This is a genomic window from uncultured Microbacterium sp., from assembly GCF_947489255.1.
GTDB lineage: Bacteria > Actinomycetota > Actinomycetes > Actinomycetales > Microbacteriaceae > Microbacterium > Microbacterium phycohabitans.
In genome coordinates, this window is record NZ_CANLCY010000009.1 from 1 (window position 1) to 17,423 (window position 17,423).

The 17,423-nt window shown below is 65.1% G+C and carries 26 protein-coding genes; 12 read left to right on the top strand and 14 right to left on the bottom strand.

All coding sequences use genetic code 11. The features are described 5' to 3' along the window. Window positions 1–334 precede the first annotated feature (334 nt). Window positions 335–679, top strand: coding sequence for an Lsr2 family protein (locus Q0818_RS16465; RefSeq protein WP_298877419.1), 345 nt, complete (start codon window positions 335–337; stop codon window positions 677–679). Between the two features lie 70 nt (window positions 680–749). Here Q0818_RS16465 and Q0818_RS16470 read toward each other — a convergent pair whose 3' ends face one another. From Q0818_RS16470 to Q0818_RS16480, 3 genes are read right to left on the bottom strand one after another with little or no spacing between them, the layout of a single operon-like run. Then, window positions 750–1,595, bottom strand: coding sequence for a hypothetical protein (locus tag Q0818_RS16470; RefSeq protein WP_298877421.1), 846 nt, complete (start codon window positions 1,593–1,595; stop codon window positions 750–752). 12 nt (window positions 1,596–1,607) lie between these two features. After that, window positions 1,608–3,338, bottom strand: coding sequence for a relaxase/mobilization nuclease domain-containing protein (locus Q0818_RS16475; RefSeq protein ID WP_298877424.1), 1,731 nt, complete (start codon window positions 3,336–3,338; stop codon window positions 1,608–1,610). After that, window positions 3,338–3,736: a MobC family plasmid mobilization relaxosome protein gene (locus Q0818_RS16480; protein WP_298877427.1), complete on the bottom strand. Its 399-nt coding sequence runs from the start codon at window positions 3,734–3,736 to the stop codon at window positions 3,338–3,340. Before Q0818_RS16480 ends, Q0818_RS16475 begins: the two co-directional genes overlap by 1 nt. Before the next feature lie 196 nt (window positions 3,737–3,932). Here Q0818_RS16480 and Q0818_RS16485 point away from each other — a divergent pair, with 196 nt between their 5' ends. Next, complete coding sequence (locus tag Q0818_RS16485) at window positions 3,933–4,319, top strand: hypothetical protein (RefSeq protein ID WP_298877429.1); 387 nt, start codon at window positions 3,933–3,935, stop codon at window positions 4,317–4,319. A gap of 136 nt (window positions 4,320–4,455) precedes the next feature. Here the strand turns inward: Q0818_RS16485 and Q0818_RS16490 are convergent, their stop codons facing one another. The 7 genes from Q0818_RS16490 to Q0818_RS16520 all read right to left on the bottom strand — a co-directional run bounded on the left by Q0818_RS16490 (window position 4,456) and on the right by Q0818_RS16520 (window position 8,562). Next, window positions 4,456–5,280, bottom strand: coding sequence for a DUF5677 domain-containing protein (locus Q0818_RS16490; protein ID WP_298877432.1), 825 nt, complete (start codon window positions 5,278–5,280; stop codon window positions 4,456–4,458). Window positions 5,281–5,286: 6 nt separating this feature from the next. After that, window positions 5,287–5,886 carry a recombinase family protein gene (locus Q0818_RS16495; protein WP_298877435.1) on the bottom strand — a complete coding sequence of 200 codons (600 nt, stop codon included), beginning with the start codon at window positions 5,884–5,886 and terminating at the stop codon, window positions 5,287–5,289. After that, window positions 5,883–7,007 (bottom strand): zeta toxin family protein, encoded by a 1,125-nt coding sequence (locus Q0818_RS16500; protein WP_298877438.1) that lies wholly within the window; start codon window positions 7,005–7,007, stop codon window positions 5,883–5,885. The genes Q0818_RS16495 and Q0818_RS16500 overlap by 4 nt, the downstream gene beginning before the upstream one ends. Continuing rightward, window positions 7,004–7,477, bottom strand: coding sequence for a hypothetical protein (locus Q0818_RS16505; RefSeq protein ID WP_298877441.1), 474 nt, complete (start codon window positions 7,475–7,477; stop codon window positions 7,004–7,006). Before Q0818_RS16505 ends, Q0818_RS16500 begins: the two co-directional genes overlap by 4 nt. 44 nt (window positions 7,478–7,521) lie before the next feature. Then, window positions 7,522–7,773 (bottom strand): hypothetical protein, encoded by a 252-nt coding sequence (locus tag Q0818_RS16510; protein ID WP_366943190.1) that lies wholly within the window; start codon window positions 7,771–7,773, stop codon window positions 7,522–7,524. A gap of 252 nt (window positions 7,774–8,025) precedes the next feature. Next, window positions 8,026–8,196 carry a hypothetical protein gene (locus Q0818_RS16515; RefSeq protein ID WP_160897575.1) on the bottom strand — a complete coding sequence of 57 codons (171 nt, stop codon included), beginning with the start codon at window positions 8,194–8,196 and terminating at the stop codon, window positions 8,026–8,028. A gap of 81 nt (window positions 8,197–8,277) precedes the next feature. After that, entirely contained in the window at window positions 8,278–8,562 is a 285-nt protein-coding gene (locus Q0818_RS16520; RefSeq protein ID WP_237488856.1) for an ATP-dependent DNA ligase, read from the bottom strand. A gap of 235 nt (window positions 8,563–8,797) precedes the next feature. Between Q0818_RS16520 and Q0818_RS16525 the strand changes: the two genes are divergently transcribed. The 4 genes from Q0818_RS16525 to Q0818_RS16540 all read left to right on the top strand — a co-directional run bounded on the left by Q0818_RS16525 (window position 8,798) and on the right by Q0818_RS16540 (window position 11,861). Next, window positions 8,798–9,154, top strand: coding sequence for an ATP-dependent DNA ligase (locus Q0818_RS16525; RefSeq protein ID WP_108320225.1), 357 nt, complete (start codon window positions 8,798–8,800; stop codon window positions 9,152–9,154). An 81-nt stretch (window positions 9,155–9,235) separates the two neighbouring features. After that, window positions 9,236–9,547 carry a hypothetical protein gene (locus Q0818_RS16530; protein WP_108320227.1) on the top strand — a complete coding sequence of 104 codons (312 nt, stop codon included), beginning with the start codon at window positions 9,236–9,238 and terminating at the stop codon, window positions 9,545–9,547. A gap of 170 nt (window positions 9,548–9,717) precedes the next feature. Next, window positions 9,718–10,407 (top strand): response regulator transcription factor, encoded by a 690-nt coding sequence (locus Q0818_RS16535; RefSeq protein WP_108320229.1) that lies wholly within the window; start codon window positions 9,718–9,720, stop codon window positions 10,405–10,407. Window positions 10,408–10,730: 323 nt separating this feature from the next. Continuing rightward, on the top strand, window positions 10,731–11,861 hold the full coding sequence (locus tag Q0818_RS16540) for a YihY/virulence factor BrkB family protein (protein ID WP_202401086.1): 1,131 nt from the start codon (window positions 10,731–10,733) through the stop codon (window positions 11,859–11,861). 31 nt (window positions 11,862–11,892) lie between these two features. On the opposite strand, the gene Q0818_RS16545 is transcribed toward Q0818_RS16540, so the two are convergent. The 3 genes from Q0818_RS16545 to Q0818_RS16555 are packed head-to-tail and all read right to left on the bottom strand — an operon-like array spanning window position 11,893 to window position 12,694. Further along, on the bottom strand, window positions 11,893–12,051 hold the full coding sequence (locus Q0818_RS16545; RefSeq protein WP_160897572.1) for a hypothetical protein: 159 nt from the start codon (window positions 12,049–12,051) through the stop codon (window positions 11,893–11,895). 53 nt (window positions 12,052–12,104) lie between these two features. Beyond that, entirely contained in the window at window positions 12,105–12,320 is a 216-nt protein-coding gene (locus Q0818_RS16550) for a hypothetical protein (protein WP_237488855.1), read from the bottom strand. 53 nt (window positions 12,321–12,373) lie between these two features. Next, the gene (locus tag Q0818_RS16555; protein WP_108320231.1) at window positions 12,374–12,694 is read right to left on the bottom strand and encodes a hypothetical protein; all 321 of its coding nucleotides are present in this window, start codon (window positions 12,692–12,694) and stop codon (window positions 12,374–12,376) included. Window positions 12,695–12,897: 203 nt separating this feature from the next. Between Q0818_RS16555 and Q0818_RS16560 the strand changes: the two genes are divergently transcribed. From Q0818_RS16560 to Q0818_RS16575, 4 genes are all read left to right on the top strand, one after another. Next, window positions 12,898–13,431: an RNA polymerase sigma factor gene (locus Q0818_RS16560; RefSeq protein WP_237488854.1), complete on the top strand. Its 534-nt coding sequence runs from the start codon at window positions 12,898–12,900 to the stop codon at window positions 13,429–13,431. Continuing rightward, window positions 13,428–14,030, top strand: coding sequence for an Asp23/Gls24 family envelope stress response protein (locus tag Q0818_RS16565; protein ID WP_298877468.1), 603 nt, complete (start codon window positions 13,428–13,430; stop codon window positions 14,028–14,030). Before Q0818_RS16560 ends, Q0818_RS16565 begins: the two co-directional genes overlap by 4 nt. A gap of 379 nt (window positions 14,031–14,409) precedes the next feature. After that, window positions 14,410–14,829, top strand: coding sequence for a hypothetical protein (locus tag Q0818_RS16570; RefSeq protein ID WP_298877471.1), 420 nt, complete (start codon window positions 14,410–14,412; stop codon window positions 14,827–14,829). A gap of 348 nt (window positions 14,830–15,177) precedes the next feature. Next, a complete protein-coding gene (locus tag Q0818_RS16575; protein ID WP_298877473.1) occupies window positions 15,178–15,534 on the top strand; it encodes a hypothetical protein in 357 nt (118 codons plus the stop codon). Here the strand turns inward: Q0818_RS16575 and Q0818_RS16580 are convergent, their stop codons facing one another. Continuing rightward, a complete protein-coding gene (locus Q0818_RS16580) occupies window positions 15,535–15,999 on the bottom strand; it encodes a MarR family transcriptional regulator (RefSeq protein ID WP_108319507.1) in 465 nt (154 codons plus the stop codon). Window positions 16,000–16,392: 393 nt separating this feature from the next. Between Q0818_RS16580 and Q0818_RS16585 the strand changes: the two genes are divergently transcribed. Then, window positions 16,393–16,734 (top strand): hypothetical protein, encoded by a 342-nt coding sequence (locus tag Q0818_RS16585; RefSeq protein ID WP_108319505.1) that lies wholly within the window; start codon window positions 16,393–16,395, stop codon window positions 16,732–16,734. Between the two features lie 77 nt (window positions 16,735–16,811). After that, window positions 16,812–17,189, top strand: coding sequence for a hypothetical protein (locus tag Q0818_RS16590; protein ID WP_128218973.1), 378 nt, complete (start codon window positions 16,812–16,814; stop codon window positions 17,187–17,189). Window positions 17,190–17,423 lie beyond the last annotated feature (234 nt).

Below are 17,423 nucleotides of genomic sequence, written 5' to 3' on the forward strand. Positions count from 1 at the left end.
CGACAAGACCGCCACCTCATACGCAGCCGGACTCAACCTCGCCGCAGCACTCCAATGGATATAGCAACACGGCCTAGTTGCGTGCGAGAGACGCCACGGATCTCTCACACCAATCGCTCCTCGTATGCCAGGAACCTGACATAGGCGCTGTATTGGTTGGGCCCCCCTTGAGCAGCCGGCGCAATCCTCCAACGTCCGCACGATGGACCTGCAGTCGCGCGTCATGCACCTGGGCCTTCAGCTCGCTCAGGGTGTGGTGGAGTAATTGTCTTGAGCCAGCTCTGTCACTAGCCCAGCTTTCCATTACGTCGGCCGCGCATGGGAGGATGCCGCTATGGCAACTAAGCACGTAACCCATCTCGTCGACGATCTGGATGGCTCTGTCCTCGAGGGTGGCGAGGGCAAACAGGTCACCTTCTCTGTGGAGGGACGTGCATACGAGATCGATCTGTCGGATGACAATGCGAACAAGCTTTACGAGGCATTCTCTCCCTACGTGAATGCCGCCCGGCCCGTCAGCACCTCAGGCATTGGACGCCCTCGGCGCTCTTCCCCTCGCAAGAACAATGTTGACTTGAGTGCTGTACGCGAGTGGGCTCGCGCGAATGGCCACACGGTCAGTGACCGGGGCCGCGTGCCTGGCACCGTCATCGATGCCTACGAAGCCGCCAACAACTAATTACCGCCACTACCCCGCGTGCGACCGTGCGTGCCTGCCGTGCGACCCCGATTTCACGCATGAATTGGCGCTAACGTCCAAGCTCGGAACGCTGCCCCCGCGCGGCGATCGAGCGCGGCGGCTTCACCCTGGTCGCCGTCGTCGGCGCGCCTCTGACGGCCTCCGTCGCCGGCTTGGCGTTGCCGACGTCGGCGCTCATCTTCGCGGCCACGGCCTCCCGGTCGATGCCCTTCGCTTCGAGCTGGTTCGCGTCGTTCTCGCGCCGCTCTGCGGAGTCGTACTTGGGGCCGGTCTCGGCGCGACCGGACTCGGCCGCGCGCTCGTGCGACTGTGCCTCCTCGCGTGCCTGGGTTCGCTCCTCGGAGCCCTCAGGGGCGTTCTCGGCGCGCTGGCCCGCGTTCTCGGCCTCACGGTCGGCGCGGTCGGCTTCGCGCATCAGTAGCGCCGCCTCTGCCTCCTCGCCGGTGCCGCGCTGGCGTTCCGTCTCGGACTGCCGGCGCAACAGCTCGGCGTCGATCGCTGCTTGCACCGCCTGGGGGTCGCCGCCGGCCTGGTCGACGTCGACGCCGTAGCGGGTGCGCAGCTCGTCCCGCATGCGGCCCTCGGCGCGCACGGCCTCGGGGTCTTCGTTGCCCCACGCGCGCGCCGTGGCGAGCGTCGTGCCGATCTGCTCGGGGGTCGCGCGCTCCCACCAGTCGTTCCGGTAGACGCTGCTGAGCTCAACGCGCGCCCACTGCCGTTCGGCGGCGAACCGGGACGCCAGCTCGCGGGCTTGCTGCTGGCTCTCGGCCTGTGCTCGTCGAGCTGCTTCCTCCCGCTGTCGGGCGATGATTTCGCCCACGCGGCCAGCGGCGGTCACCGCAACGCGGAGCTGACCCTCGAACGCTTCGGAAATGCCGTCGCTCTCATCGACCATGGCGTGCTCCTCTCATCGTTCCGGGCCTCGGTCGGGCCGCGGGGTTGTGGTCGTGCGGGGTCGGGTCGGTTCGATCGACGCGGGGAGCGGCGAAGTCGTTCCCTTACGCCGGTTCTCCTCGGCCCGGTTCATCTTGTCCAGCGCCTCGCGCGTGGCCTCGTCGACCACCGCGGACATGTCGATGCGGCGCGGTTCGGTCTTCGTCGCCGTGGCCGCGGTGGCCGACGTCAACGTCGCCGGCAGGGCGGCGCGCACCCGCACGAGACGGGCGCGAATGTCGGTGGCGATCGCTTCCGCGTGGCGTGCTTGCTGCGCGGCCTTGGCGGCGTCGTACACGGCCTGGGTGAGGTTCATAAGCTGACGCAGCACGGCGGCTTGCGCTGCGGTTCCCTGCCCGCCTCGAACGGCACTGGCGAGGAGCATCGCAGCCCCGCCGGCCAACACTCGACCCGCCTTCTGAGGCTTCGTATGGCCGCGGTAGGTCTGCGCCGACTTCGCCAGCTCGTCCGATGCCGCGGCGAGGTCGCCGGGTACGTCCTCGACGGCGTTAGACCACGCCGCGAACGCTCCGGACGTCTGCCGTGCGACACGCGCCCATGTGTCGCGGTCGTCGAGCGGAACCGAGCGCAGCGTTTCCCGCAGTTCGCCCAGCTCGGCGGTGTACCGATCCCACAGCTCGGGGTCGGGCTCGCTCGTCTCGCGTCCCGGTGCGACGGGCCGCTGGCTGCGCTTGGCCGCGTTCCACTCGGCCGCGGCATCTATTGCGCCGGTCGGACTGTCGGGCCACTCGGCGCGCAGTCGCGGCAGGGTGAGGTCGCGGCCCATGTGACCGCCGCCGTACCAAATGGGACGCTCCCCCGGTGAGGGCTTCGCGGCCACCGAATAGCCGGTGATGACGTCGGTCTGACCCTCCGCGTAGCGGGGTCGGACGACGACACCGGAGCGGCGCAGTCGGCGCACGAACTCGGCTTCGTTCTCGCTCGCGCTTGCGCACGCGCGGACCTTGCGGGCGAGGTCGTTGCGGGGGGCATTGAGGCGAATCTCGGCGGTGATGCGTGTCTGTCGTTCGCGCGGGTCGAGCTGGTGCCAGGGGGTGACGTCGCCGCCGATCTTCTCGGCGTTCGCTTCGTACTTCCGCTGTGCGAACAGCGCGGAACGCTCCTCGACCTTGGCCTGTTCGGCGGGGCTGTAGCCGCGCGTCGCGCGCTCCCCCTTAGCCGACTCCAACAGCTCTAGGCCGTGCTTCACCTCAAGGGCTCGCGCGGCGCTCTGCGCACGCACGTAGTCGAGGTGAGTGGACGCCTTCGTGCCGTCCTCGCGCACGAGGTTCACGGCAATGTGCACGTGGTCGTTACCGGACTTCGACAAGCCGTGACGCACCGCAACCCAACGGCACGGTGCTTTCGTGCCGTCGTTGTCGTCGAACCCCATTGCAGCGACAAAGTCGGTGGCGATCGCCTTCCACTCGGCATCGGTCTTGATGCCCTCCTCGGCGCGCAGCGAGAGGGAGGCGTGCCAGACGTGCCCGCCCTTCACGTCGACCCCAAGCTGCTTGTGCGGGCGGTCCAAGTGACGTGCGATCGCTAAGCCGCTGTCGCGGCTCAGCTCGGCGTCGTCGTACCACGCCATAAGCGCATCGTCACCCGCGACAAGGTGGGGCTCCGTGTGCTCGTTGTGGCGACCGCCACCGACCAGATACGTCACGAGGCCCGACATGCGATCGCCCCGCGTGATGTTCGGCATCACGTCAAGCTCAACTCGTCGGTCAGCTCGTCAATCTGCATCGCCGTCTTGCGCACCGCCGCGAGCGTCGCGAACGTCTCGGGGTGCAGCTCGCGCGTGGCGTTGGTGGCCTTCGCAATCTGGTTGACGTTGTTCGAGATAGCGGCGAGGAGACGGTGCAACTCGTACAGCTTCATGATCGTCGCGCGCCGCTCGGATGCCGTCTCGCCGGCATCCTGCGCAAGCGCGCTCTCCACGAGAAGGCGCGGGATCGTCACACCCTGCGCGAGGGCCATACGCAACAGCACGCCCTCCTCCTCGGGGCTGGCCTTCACAACGTGACGCGCCACACGACCGCCGGCCACATTCGTGCGGCGTCGACGCTGGGACGGGCGCGGCGTAGGCGACTCATCAGCCATGCTCACCCTCCCTTCGGCCCAGCGCAGCGACCCCGCCCCTGCGGGGACCGCACACACCAAGTGTGCCGCACCTTTCGCCGCAAGTCGAGAGGTCAAGTCCGATTAGGGCACCTAAACGTATAGCTTGCTCCGCGACGGCCCTTCTATCGGCGCGAGAAATCTCGCGCGGACCATGCCGCATCCCTAAGCTCGTGGCATGGCTAAGGAGCTCTCCCCACAAGAAGCAATCGAGCGCGCACAGCGCGCGATGGAAGACCGTCTGACGTCGATCCGTAAGCTCGCGGAGTCACGCCAGGCGCTCGCGGACACGCGTGAAGCATCTGCCGCGCGAATCGCCGAGGTTGAGCGTGAAGAACGTGAAAAGGTCGCAGCGGCCGAACGAGACGATGCACGCGCATACAGCGCCACTCTCGACGCCGGTTGGACGCCCGCCGAACTGCGCAAGATCGGCTTCGCGGAGGCGGCTCAAAAGCGCAAGCCGCGTGCGCGCACCGCGCGACAGTCGACTCCGACTCAAGCCGTGGCGACGCCGCCGGCGGACGCCGCCACGAGCGGCGATGAGGGTCAGTCCTACGGGGACTAACGCAACCCCCTGACCACCTGTGGACGGCCCGAGCCACCTACGGGCTCCACCCGCCCACAGGTGGACAGCGGGACCCCACTTGACCGGCCGCTCCGCGGCCTCGGCCTGAGCCCTTCCGGACCCTTGTGGTCGACTGTCAGCCGTCTTTCCGACGCTTCGCGTGTCGACGACGGTAGTGCTCACTGAGCTTGATCTCACTGGTCACTAACAGAACCCGCGCAGCGCTCCGAAGGAGGCTCCGATGCATCTTGTCCTGGCTCGTATAGACGTACGCGCGCGCTCCCCACACAAGAGTGACCGCGACGAAGTACAGCAGGGTGTCAGCCGGTATAGCCGCGGTCGCTAGAAGTCGCCGGGCGGGCAGACGCTCTGCCGGCGTCGCCGGCGCATCAAAGTACAGATCACTCACCGAGACGGACGGATGACTGTAGGTCGACAAGACCCGGTAGATGACATAGGCATCGTGACCAGCCGGCGTAAGGTCGAGGCAGATCTCCCGGAACCGCTGCACGCTGTCGAAAGTTCCAGGGATGTGGCCCGAATCCGTGTCTACGATCTCGTCCGCGGATTGCTGGAACGTTGGGGACTGCGCCAAGCGTGCCTCTCGGGCGAACGCTGCACGGTTACGCGAGTGCTCGAGCACCACAGCTCGAACCCCGTGCTGATCTTCGCTCTGCATCACCCAGACGGACGTCAACGCGAGCTCGAACATCTGGCGAACAAGCGGGAGCGCTGCGTTCACCAGACCGTTGTTGAGAAGCAGGACAGCGGCCTTACCCGTCTCATGCAGGTGCCTGACCCAGCCGTGCACGACTCCAACTCGCTGCGCGTCCTCGCCGGTGAAGGGGCGATTGCGTCGCGCCGCTGGCTGATGCAGGACCTCGGCGTCACCGTAATCATCCCAGGCCGCCTGTAGGTCGTGAATGAGCACCCGAAGCTCGTCGCCGGTCAGAGTTGCCATCGCGCGCTACGAAGACGCCGGCTCGCGGAGCGAGCCAAACCGATTGAGCTCGGCGTAGGCGCGCGAGGCAGTCGACTTGTCAACACCGAGCACGCGCCCGATGTGGGCAAAGCTCAGCCCCTCGTCATCGCGCATCCGACGTAGCTGCGCGAGCTGGTCAGCGCTGAGCTTCGACGGTCGACCGATCGCCTTCCCCTGGGCGCGGGCGTGGTCCATGCCGCGCTGCGTGTTCTCTCGGATGGTGTCGACGCGCAGCTCTGCGAACACCGCGACGATCCCGAACAGGGCACGGCCCATCGGGGTTGTCGTGTCGATCTGAGGTTCGGTCAGACTGCGAATGTTGATGCCGCGTTCGCGCAGTTCGTTCAACGTGTCGAGGATGATCCGCTCACTGCCGCCGAGACGATCGAGGCGGCGCACCAAGAGGGTGTCACCCTCGCGGAGGTAGTCGAGGCACGCGACCCACTGCGGGCGCGCAGCAATCCGACTGGACTCGCCATGGTCGACGAACACACGAGTAGCGCCGGCCGCGCGCAGCTCGGCCTCCTGCGCATCCGGGTTCTGCTCCCGGCGCGAGACACGGGCGTACCCGATCACGTTCGTCATCTCTCGAGCCCTCCTGTCGGGAACCGATCGGACATGTAGCCGGGGCCGCGGCGGCGCGCCTGGGGCGGCTGCTGGCCGCCCGGGCCGGCGCCCCGGGTCGCTTCTTTCGGGGACCGCTGGTAGCTGCCGCTGATGACGGCTCGGACGTCTGCAAGCGGATCAGACCGGGCCGAAGATGACTCCTTGGCCTGGTCGACGAGCGGTGCGCCGGCTTCGGCACGGGTTTTCTCGACCTCCCTCACCGGTTCCGCTCGCCGGCCCTCGCGAAGCGACGATTGGTGCTCGCCCAGGCTTGTGAAATGGCGTTCGTAGCGCCGCACGTTCGGGCACATCTCAGCCAACCTCGCCGCAACGTCCTGTGACTTCGAGCGGCCATGCTCGGTGTCGAACAGGGGGCGCGCGTACGTGCTTGGCACCCATCGCCCACCGAGAGCGCCGGCCTTGCCGGCCTCGGCCTCCGCCATAGCTTCCTGCCACCGCATCTTGATGCGGTCCTCCGACACGAGGTAGGGCACCTCGACGTCGATCACCGTTACCTCATACCCGGCGCGGGTCAATTGATCGGCCAGACCGTCCGCCGACCTCTCATCACCAAGCACCGTGTCAACGACCACGTTCGTCTTCTCCGCGATCAGGTCTTCCCGAAGCGCCGCCGCAAGTCGGCTCGATTCCGTGTGCACAAGCGACGCGAGCTCCAATGGGTAGAACGTCTCCCCCGTCGCCTCCATGTCGCGCACCTCGACCGGCTTAATGGCCGACTCGTAACTACCGTCCGCGATCGCCTCGCGCAGCAGGAGCTTCTTGAACTCATCCGCGTCAACGTTCACGAACTGGGATATCTCCGCCCCCAGCACCTTCTCCGCCACGCTCCCTTTGCCAGCCCCGGGAGGCCCGGCAAGCACGAGCGCGCGGGCATCTTGGCGAGCCTCGGGGAACTGTGCGCGGACCTCGGCGTAGAGCTGGTCGTGCAGTGCGCGACGCTCGGGCCGCGGTGAGCCATTCGACCGGAACCACTCACGGTTGTTGATAGTCGCGGTGGGCGCGTCCTTTTCGAGCACCCCGCCCGACATGGACAGCCCGCGCACCAGGTCGATGTGACGCTGGCGCTCCTCAGGACTCACGCGACAGCGGTCTGTGCCTCGATGCGGTCGGCAACCTCATCGAACACGTCATCGTCGATCAACCCCTGGCGCAGCGCCCGCTCCACGTCACCGAACGAGCCCACCGGATCGACGATTAGGTCGTCCAGCTCGGTCGCGAGAGTTCCACGAGGGGCATAATTCCACCGCGTCAGCTCATCGACGAGCTGCGACCGGTCGATCACGTCAGCGGCGTAGCGCTCGCAAATCTCGAATGGGTCCGCACCGGAGAATCCGTCCCGCGGCATCGGGACCGACTTCGCTCGCTCGATCACCCGGTGGATGGTCGGCTGCTTCACCCCGAGGAGCTGCGCGATCCGCGTCTGAGATAAGCCCTGCTGATCCAGGACGATGACGCCCCGCCGGTAGTCCAACTCACCAATCTCACGACGGTGACGGGCCTTCAACGTCGCCCGCACGGCCTCCCCTGCGGAAGTTTCGATAGTCGTCATGGCTTCCCCCTCTCACTTCCAGCATACCCAAGTTATAGCCACAGCTATAGCCCCGCGGCGCGTCGAGCCACCTCGGCCGCGCGGCATGCTGCGGCGTCCGAGCGGCGGTCGTACTCGTCCGCGTCGATCGCGCCGCGCGCATAGTCCGTCAAGTTCTCGACGTCCTCGCGCGTGGGCTCCCAACCCTCATGCCACCCGGCGGCGAGCGACTGCACAACGGCGCGACATAGCTTGTCGTCGAGCTGCGCGAACAGGTCCGGGTACTGCTGCTCGATCTTCATCTGCGACTCGAACACGGCAGCCCCCTCCGTCCTAACCAATTCTACCAATGATGCAAAAGGGCTCTACTCAATTTCGCATCAATTCGTGTTTCGCAACGGGTTTTTGCATCGGGCCGATCCGCAAGATTCCGGCGCCTCGTCGATGGGCTCGCACGTGGTGCGAAACCGATCGGAATCGCACCAATGAGGAAACCTACAAGGCGCAACAGATCATCGAGAGGGTGCATTCGGACCCGTCTCCTATTTCGACGCGGGGATGGCGCCGGCTTAGCGCCCATCGATTGAGCGGACGGCCACGTGTATTTCGGTCCAGAGTTTGAACTCGGCGGTGTCGTAGCGTCCTTGCCGGTCGACGGCTGCCCATGCGTCGAGGCTTTCGAGGGGGACGCCGGCGAGGCGGGCTGCCGCAGGATGGCTGATGCGGTGGGGCTTCGTCACGGCGTCACGCTAACGCGGACGCCGGGGAGACAGAACGGATCGGTCCGAGATTCACCCGCCACATCACCTGTGGCGATGCCGTTACAGACGGTTCGAGAGGGTGAGCCCGTCGGCGCTACTCGCGTCGTGCATCATCTTGTCGATCAACTCACGGTCGAGCTGCGGTGCGCGGCCGCCGTAGAACTGCATGAGCAGGGCCCGTGTGGGGCTGATCCAGATGGAGGAGCGGCCGCCGCCGGTGGTGGGCATCTGGAGCATGAAGCCTTCACGGCGGCGGAGCTTGTTCATCATGACGACGCGGAGGTGCGCGAGGATACGGTCGTCGATGTCGTAGCTGGAGTCTTGCGTGTAGATCAGTCGTCCCACGGGGCGAGCGTGTCCTTTATCTCGTTCGAGGCTGGGCCATCGCGAAATCGCCCGGCCGCTCCGAATTATCGCACCCGCGATGTTGCTCACATTTGCACAACAGCCCGGGAAGGTTTTCGCAAGGGTCCAGGGGTGAACGTGTCGTCTGAGACGCTGACACGGACGTCGTTCCTCCGGCGTGTGGGACCTCTCGCCATGATGGTCGCGCCGGGGGTCCCGATGTTGGAGGTTTCCGATGGGGAGATTCACGTACGACTCGAGTGTCAGTGCCGACTTCGATGACCGGGAGCTCGCTCACCTGCAGGCGGTCATCGTGGCGAAGATCCGCCGCGGGGAGCGGTTCACCTTCACATGGAAGATCGACATCAGCCTCGGCGGTGGCCGGACAAGCGTCTACCTGTACCCCGGAGTCAAGCTGGCGTTTAGATACGAGGGTGGCCACACACCGCAGCTCAACCCGTCCTGGCTGCGGATGCTGACCGACGCCGCCAACTCGCCACAGGGACTTCACGTGCTTGATGAGCCGGCCGGGCGCACTCCGGACCAACTCGCGCGCGACGCCGACCGACGGAATCACCCGGTAGAGGCGTGACAACAGTCGCAGTGTGCAACGCGCTTTCCGATGGTGCAACCCCGATGCCGGTGAGACCTAGCGACATCTACGTTGTACCGCATGACTCAGAGCATCGAACGGGTTCAGCTGACCGTGAATGGTGCCACCCATGCTCTCGCGCCGTTGGAGAGCGTCGGGGATATCGAGGCTCAGGTTCTCGGCGCCACGCGCGCCGGCGGTGGCTTCATCACGGTCACGCTGGACGGGGGCGAACGTCTCAGCATCTTCGTGTCGGCGGCGGCAAGTTCGATCACCATCGCTTCCTCCACAGTGCGCCTTGATAGCGGCCTCGCCGACGGCGGCGGCGACGGGTGGCGCAACCATTCTGGGCAGGTGTTCGACGATGAGGAGTCGCCTTACGACATCATCTGACCGTCACGACGGCACGTAACCGATCGGTTCCGCTTCGAATAATCCGGGGCGCAAAGCGGTAGCAGTGCAGACCTCGCGCCGCTTGAAGCCAGCATTACGACCGCCCGACGCTCATATGCTTCGTCTGTGACGTATCTGGCAGAAAGCCCCGGCACCGTCGTGGTTGCGAAATGACGCGCGTGCTCGTCATCGACGACGAGCAGATGCTCACCGACCTGCTGTCGATGGCACTGCGCATGGAGGGCTGGGAAGTGCGCACCGCCGGCTCCGGCTTCAACGCCCTGCAGGCCGCCCGCGACTTCGAACCTGACGCCCTCGTGCTCGACGTCATGATGCCCGACCTCGACGGCATGGCGGTCCTGCAGCGACTGCGGCACTCGGGCAACGACGTCCCCGTGCTCTTCCTCACCGCGAAGGACTCCGTGGCCGACCGTGTCGCCGGCCTCACCGCCGGCGGCGACGACTACGTCACCAAGCCCTTCAGCCTCGAGGAGGTCGTCGCACGCCTCCGCGGGCTCATGCGACGCGCGGGCACCGCCCTCACCCGCGACTCCGAGCCCATCCTGCGCGTCGGCGACCTCTCGCTGAACGAGGACAGCCACGAAGTCGTGCGCGGCGACCGCGAGATCCAGCTGACGGCGACGGAGTTCGAGCTGCTGCGCTTCCTCATGCGCAACCAACGCCGCGTGGTGTCGAAGGCGCAGATCCTCGACCGCGTCTGGAACTACGAATTCGGCGGAAGCTCCAACGTCGTCGAGCTCTACATCCATCACCTGCGCAGGAAGACCAACGCCGGCCAGGAGCCGCTCATTCGCACCGTTCGCGGCGCCGGCTACGTGATGGAAGCGCCAAGGAAATAAGGGAGGCTAGGCCGATGCTCGGGCAAAGGGAGCCCGCCAAACTCGGGCCGCCCGCACGGCGGAACACCTCCCTATCGCTTATGGCCGACCCCTACACCCCGGCATCAACGGCGTCATTCCGCCAGATTCTCCGTACTGGCTACTCGCGACGCGAGGCAAATCAGCTCGTAGACGCTGCGCGTTCGCGAACCGACCTCGAGGACTCTTGAGCCCACGGGACGCGATGCCTGTGGGCAGGCAAGCCCCTGCAGTGGGGGCACCTGATGTCGGACACTGAAATGCGCCCGCACACGCGCGGTGTGCTCTGAACCCTCGGGACGGACATGCTGAAGCAAAAACCAGGCAATAAGACCAGCGCGGATGCGCCGCACCCGGACGCTGACGAGAAGCCAGACTCTCCCACCGAGCTGACGAAGCGGTCATGGAAGTACGTGCTGCGAAAGACAGTGCGGGAATTCTCCGCTGACCAGTGCACAGACGCCGCCGCGGGCCTGGTGTACTACGCCGTCCTCGCACTATTTCCGGCGCTGATTGCGATCTTCTCCGTACTGGGTGTCGTTGGCCAAGGCGACGCCGCCGCCAACGCCATCATCGGCATCATCCAAGACGTCGCCCCCAACGCCGCTGACACGCTCCGCGAACCGATCGAGCAGATCGCGTCATCTCGAGGCGCCGGTATCGCACTCGTCACCGGTATCGCCCTCGCCCTCTGGTCAGCATCCGGATACGTGGGCGCTTTCAGCCGTGCAATGAACCGCATCTACGAAATCGACGAAGGACGCCCCTTCTGGAAGCTGCGCCCGATGCAGCTGCTGGTCACCGTCATTGCCGTGGTAGCGCTTGTCCTCGTCGCGCTCGGTCTCGTCATCTCGGGTGATGTCACTACCGCTATCGGCAACGCCCTTGGCCTCGGTCAGGGCGTGCAAATCGCATGGGACATCGCGAAATGGCCGGTCATGCTCTTCGTCATCGTGTTCCTCGTCGCGGTGCTGTACTACGCCACCCCCAACGCCAAACAGCCGAAGTTCCGCTGGATCAGCCTCGGCGCCATCATCGCCATCGCTGCCCTCGCTATAGCGACCGCCGGCTTCGGGATCTACGTCGCCAACTTCTCCAACTACGACCGCACCTACGGCTCGCTCGCCGGGGTCATCATCTTCCTGCTCTGGCTGTGGATCGCGAACCTCGCCCTCCTGTTCGGCGCCGAGTTCGACGCCGAACTCGAACGCGGCCGCCAGTTGCAAGGCGGCATCGCCGCCGAAGAAGACATTCAGCTGCCCGCCCGCGACACCCGAAAGAGCAAAAAACAGGCCGAGAAAGAGCGCAGCGACGTCAAAGAAGGCCGCCAAATCCGGCTCGAAGAAGCAGCCGACGGTCCTGACGCGCCCTCCCCACCAAAGCCGTCAACGCCACGCCCACACCCCCGGCGAAAGTGGTGGCAGCTACGCCGATAACACACCCTCAGACGCTCCCGTTGGCGCAGCCTCAAATGACCCCCATGTCGTGCAGGTGTTGCGCGACACGTTCGTAGTCGACGACGTCGACGGCTCGGCCCGTGAGGCGGGTCACGGTGCCGAGCAGCATCATCCGTTCGTTCGTGAGGGTGAAGTGATGCGCGCACAGCTCGACGAGCACGGGCCCCACACCGGGGACATCGAACTTCTCCGTGCTCGTCGAGCTGTCAGCGCAGCGTACAGTCAGTGCGCGTCCTCATCCTCTTCCGGGTTGAAGTTGGAGGCGGTGCCGGTGTGCCCGGCGGCGACACCGTTAGGGTCGCTCGGAATGGTTCCGTCTTCACCGAGCCCGCCGGGCTTGGAGGTGGTGTCGGTCTCGGTTGAGACTTCGACGTCTGCGCCTTCGTAGGAGTCTTCGTCGGCGGACAGCTGCGCGTCGTCGTTGGTGGGAGTGGACATGGGTTGCTCCTTCGTTATGGGTGTGACTGAGGTCGATAGGTGGTCTGGAGTTGTTAGAGGCGGCGTAGCAGTGTGACGAGGGCCACGAGTCCGATCGCGACGGCGCCGGCCGTGATGAGTGCCTTCTTCGGGTCCCGCTGGTAGGTGGCGCGCGCTCCCTCCACGGCGTTCACTGCAGACTGCAGGGTCGTGTCGATGGCGGATTCGGCCTGCTGTTTCGCCTCGTCGATCTCGACGGAGACATGGTCAGCGACGTGACTGCCGGAACGAGCGGTGCCGTCGCTGCCGTTCGTGGAGGCGTGTTGCAGCGCGTCGGTGGCGTCTTCGAAGCGGTCTTTCGCCGCCGCAGCAGCGTCGTTGTCGGAGGTGGTCACAGCTGGTGGTCCTTCCACGAGTGGATCGAGGGCTTGGACGGGCAAGCAGCACTTAGCCGGTCGACTTACGGTATAAATTCACTCGCTGCATGTGCAGCGGCACCGTCACACACATGAGCGCGGACACGGTGCGATCGTCACAAAAAAGGTAAGCGGAGTCCATGCCCCCAACCACGACCAGCGGTTCTCCGTCCAATCAAGGATTGGCCGCCGCAGCCGACGACTTGCTTGTCCAGCGAGCAGTCGACGGGGACGTGGCCGCTTTTCGCACCCTCATCACCCGACACGCACCCATCATGCGCGCCTACATCGCTCGCATCGTCAGCAGCTACACCGACGCCGACGACATCCTCCAAGACACCTACGTCGTCGCCTGGAAGAAACTGCCCACCCTGCGTGACCCGAGCCAAGCCAAGCCATGGATGATGCGTATCGCCACGAGACGCGCATTCGCCCACCTCAAAAAACGCCCCCCGGAAACAGTCTTCCCGGCCGACCATGCGGCCACCGGACACGACCCGGAGGAGACGACAATACGCAACGCGCAACTGCGCGAACTCTCCAAAGCGTTGGACGCCTTGCCCGAGGATCAGCGGCAATGCTGGCTCCTTCGCGAAGTGGCGGGACTGAGCTACCAAGACATTGCCGATGCAATGGGGGTCACCACCGGCCAAGCACGCGGCAAACTCGCACGAGCACGAGTGAACATCACAGTCCGAATGGAGGGATGGCGATGACCGACACCAACACCAACTCCGACCGCACCGTCCTGGACTGCGGCAAAACCCTCGACGAGCTCAGCACCTACCTCGCCCACGACCGCACCCCCTACGACCCCGCCATCGAGGAGTGCCCGGAGTGCGTCAACGCGCTGCGCGCTCTCGAGCGTGTCTCCCACCTCTCCCGCGATCTGATCGCACACGACGCCGATACCGTGCCTGCTCCTCCCCCGTCCTGGCTGAACGACATCATCAACAACATCGGCGCCGAGCTTCGGGCCGGACGCGACCTCCCCCTGCACCACCCCGACCCCTTGGTGAGCCTCAGCATCACCGAAGGAGCCGTACGTGCCCTCATCCGTGACGTCAGCGACACCATCCCCGGCATCCTGGTCGGAGCATGTCGAATCACCGGTGAAGCCGACACACCACACGCCCCCGTACATGTCAACATCACCGTCAGCATCGCCACACACACGCCGATGCCACCACTGCTCACCCAGCTCCGCGAACAGGTAATGAAGGTCCTTCACGAACACACCGAGCTGCACATCGACGCCCTCAACATCACTGTCGAAAACATCCACGACGCGGCTGCAGGAGACGACGCCAGATGAGTAGCGAACAACCCACCCCCTCTCCGCAGCCGGAGGACCTGACCACCCTCGTCCTCAGCGTTCCGGGAGTTACCGCCGTGTACCCCTCAGCGCCCACACCAACACGAATCGCACGAGCGATCGCTGCCACCCTCGGCACCTCACCAGCCCCAGAGCCCATCGTGAATCTACGCACCACGAACGAGCGCACGACCATATCGGCCCGAGTCGCCACCCACAGCAGCCCCGCCCCCACTATTGCCCGCGACATCGCTGATCATCTGCGATCCGCACACCCCGACAAATCCGCACGCATCACGGTGCAAATCGCGAGCATCACCATCTGAGGAACACCCTCCGCCCGGGGTCCGAACATTTTTGTGACGGAGCAGGCCCTGTCGTGCTCTTCATATGTGAGCGGCACCGCCGTCTCGTGCGACAGGCCCGTCACTCCCTGCGCGCGCCCACCATCCGACTGATAGGGCCCATGGGAAACCTTTACTACAGCAACAGCGACGCCATCATCGACGATCGCCTCCTGCACTACATCCAAGTCATCGCCGCGACCAAGCTCCGCCGCGGCGAGAACTTCACCCTCACCCTGACCCAACGTGCCAACCCCGAACCTCGCATCACAATCTGGATGAACCCCAACATCCCCCTCCGCTTCACCTACACCACACCCGAAGCAGCACCCCTCGTAGGCGCATACCTCCAGCAACTCGCCGCCCAAGCAAACAGCACCAGCGGCCTCATAATCGACCTCGACCACTGGACCGAACCCGCCCCCGCTCAGCAAGCACACGCCGCAGCTCGGTGAAGGCCAGCCCCGGCAGGCGCGACTACATGTCCTTCGACAACCGTATTGGAGCGAAACCGATCGGTTTTGCACTGCTGGCACGGTTAGCGTCCGCTGCGCTGGCGGCCTATGGGTAGCGTGCGCAGCCAGTACTCACCGAGCTGGACGGTCACGGCCTTCGTGATCTCGCTGAAGAGTTGTTGTTGGCGGCGCACCTCTGTGACTACCTGCAACAGCGCGCATGTCAGCCCGTGGAGGAATCTTCGAGCTAGCAGCTGTTGCGATTGTACATTGATGGGCGGCGTCCACGATGTCGTACGATCGGCTGGCGGAAGAACGATCCGCCAGGGAGATTGAAGAGGCAGCAGGGTGCCGTTTCGCAGTAAAGACACGCTGAGCGCGTGGCTCGATGAGTTTGCCGCAAGCGGGACTGGCGGAGGCGCTGTCGCGTTCGTTGCCGATCAGGATCCCGTCGATGGCGTCGACAGCGGCCTGGTCATCTTTCCTTTGGCAAACGCAACAACGTCCGTGTACCTGGCACCGATTGCTGTGGGCGTACCTGACTGGCGCGTCACTTTCGAGGCACAGCCTGAGGTGACGGAGCTATCCCCAGACTCCGTTTACGATCTGTGCCGTGAGATCTCCCACGCCGCAGACTTGTGCGCGTTTCTCCAGCGCAAGTCCGTTGAGCATATGGCTCAACTTGCGGCCGCGGCGCAGAGCTAACTAGGCGACGGCCCGGTCGACACGTGCAGCCTCTTCACGCGCGGCCAGCGTGGCGTGGCGAAGGAAGTCGGCGAAATCGGCCTCGACCTTGGGGTCCAGGTGCGCGATGAGCTGGCGGCACGTGGCATCGAACAGCGCCAGTTGTGACCACGGCTCCTTCTCGATGTCGACCGCCAGGTGGATGTGGTTGACGCGGCGGTCCACCTGGTCAGCTTCGCGGCGCAGAATTTCGCGGCGCACGAGCCGTTCGACCATCGTGGTGATGCCGGCAGACGTGACACGCAGATAGCTGGCCAGCTCTGAGGGTCGCGCTCCGGGGTTCTTTGCGAGGTAAGACATGGCGTTGGCCTCGAGCTCGTTGACGCCGAGCTGCTTTCGAGCACGCGCCGCCGCGGCATCACGTTCCTGGGAGTAGAACGTCAGCGCCGCCGAGAGCGGCGATGTGTCGCCTGTTTCTACCGTCATGGACCCGTTCCCTACGTTGCGTATGTCTCGAAGCACTATACCTAACCATCTAACCTTCCGCCGGTGATGATTACGCCTGGTAGTCGTCAGCAGCAGTGACACTCAACTGGATTACCTAACTGTGTTTACAATATGTTACGTTGATCATCACCGGGGTTGACAGCCCAAGACCTAATGGAAGGAAGGCCGCCATGACTAGCAACGCGTTCGCTTGGGGACAACCTTCACGTCTGCGTCGGCAGACGTTCGTTCCCTCTCGCACCGCTGTCGCGGCCCAACGGTGGTACATCGGCGTGACCGCTGCGGCCGTTGTGGTTTCTGCGACCGCCGTGGGCGTCGTCGCCCCCCTCTTTTTCTGATTCACCCCCGCACCCCTCACCGCAAGGAGTCATCATGGGAAAGCTCTTCTACAGCTCGGACCCCCAGGCCATCGAGATCGACGATCGCCTGCTGCAGTACCTGCAGGTCGTTCTGTCCACCAAACTCCGCCGCAACGAGTCCTTCACCATCACGTGGACGGACACAGAGGCCGCGCACACGCGGACGACGCTGTGGGTGCAGCCTGCAATCTCCATGCGCTTTGAGTATGCCAGCGCCGAGCCGCAACGCCTGTCCGGCGGCTACCTCCGCCAGCTCGCTGACCAGGCTGCGATGTCGTCCGGGCTGATGCTGAATGCCGCCACCTGGCAGCAGCAGGAAGATGCTCACCGCGTGCAGCTCGCCGCCGCGGCGTAACGACACCGCATACTCATAACGGCCCGCCCCTCTGGGGTGGGCCGTTTTCCTTCCCTCGCCGACCTCAAGGACTCGCCATGCCATTCCACAGCAAGAACACCCTCGAGCATTGGGTGGCAGAATTCATCGCCGCCCGCGGCGCCGGCGAGGATGTCCGCGTTGCAATCCAAGAAGGCCACGGGGGCCAGGACACCGGGCTTGTCGTCATGCCCCTGGAGAACGCCCCCAACACCGTCTGGATCGAACCGCGCGAAAACGATGAAGACCTCGCGTGGCACGTACTGATTGAACCTTCCACCGAGGCTCTGGATCTGACCAGCTTCGAACTCAACGCCCTCACTCACGAGCTTCAGGTTGCGGCCGAGCTGTGCGCGTTCTTGCAAGAGAAGTCGCTGGGCCACTTCGAGCCCGATATGGAGCCGAAGGCAGAACCGGAGACGGCTGCCACCGAGTAGGCGCTCACTCCCGCACAACGCTGTGGATGCAGCCGGCCACTCGATTCGATTGATCTGCGCCAGCGCCGAGCCGCAGCATCTGTCCGGCTACCTGCGTTAGCTCGCTGATCAGGCTGGGATGTCGAGCTCGGGGCCTGATGCGCACCCGCGCCTGCACCTAGGCCGTGTTGCTATATCCATTGGAGTGCTGCGGCGAGGTTGAGTCCGGCTGCGTATGAGGTGGCGGTCTTGTCG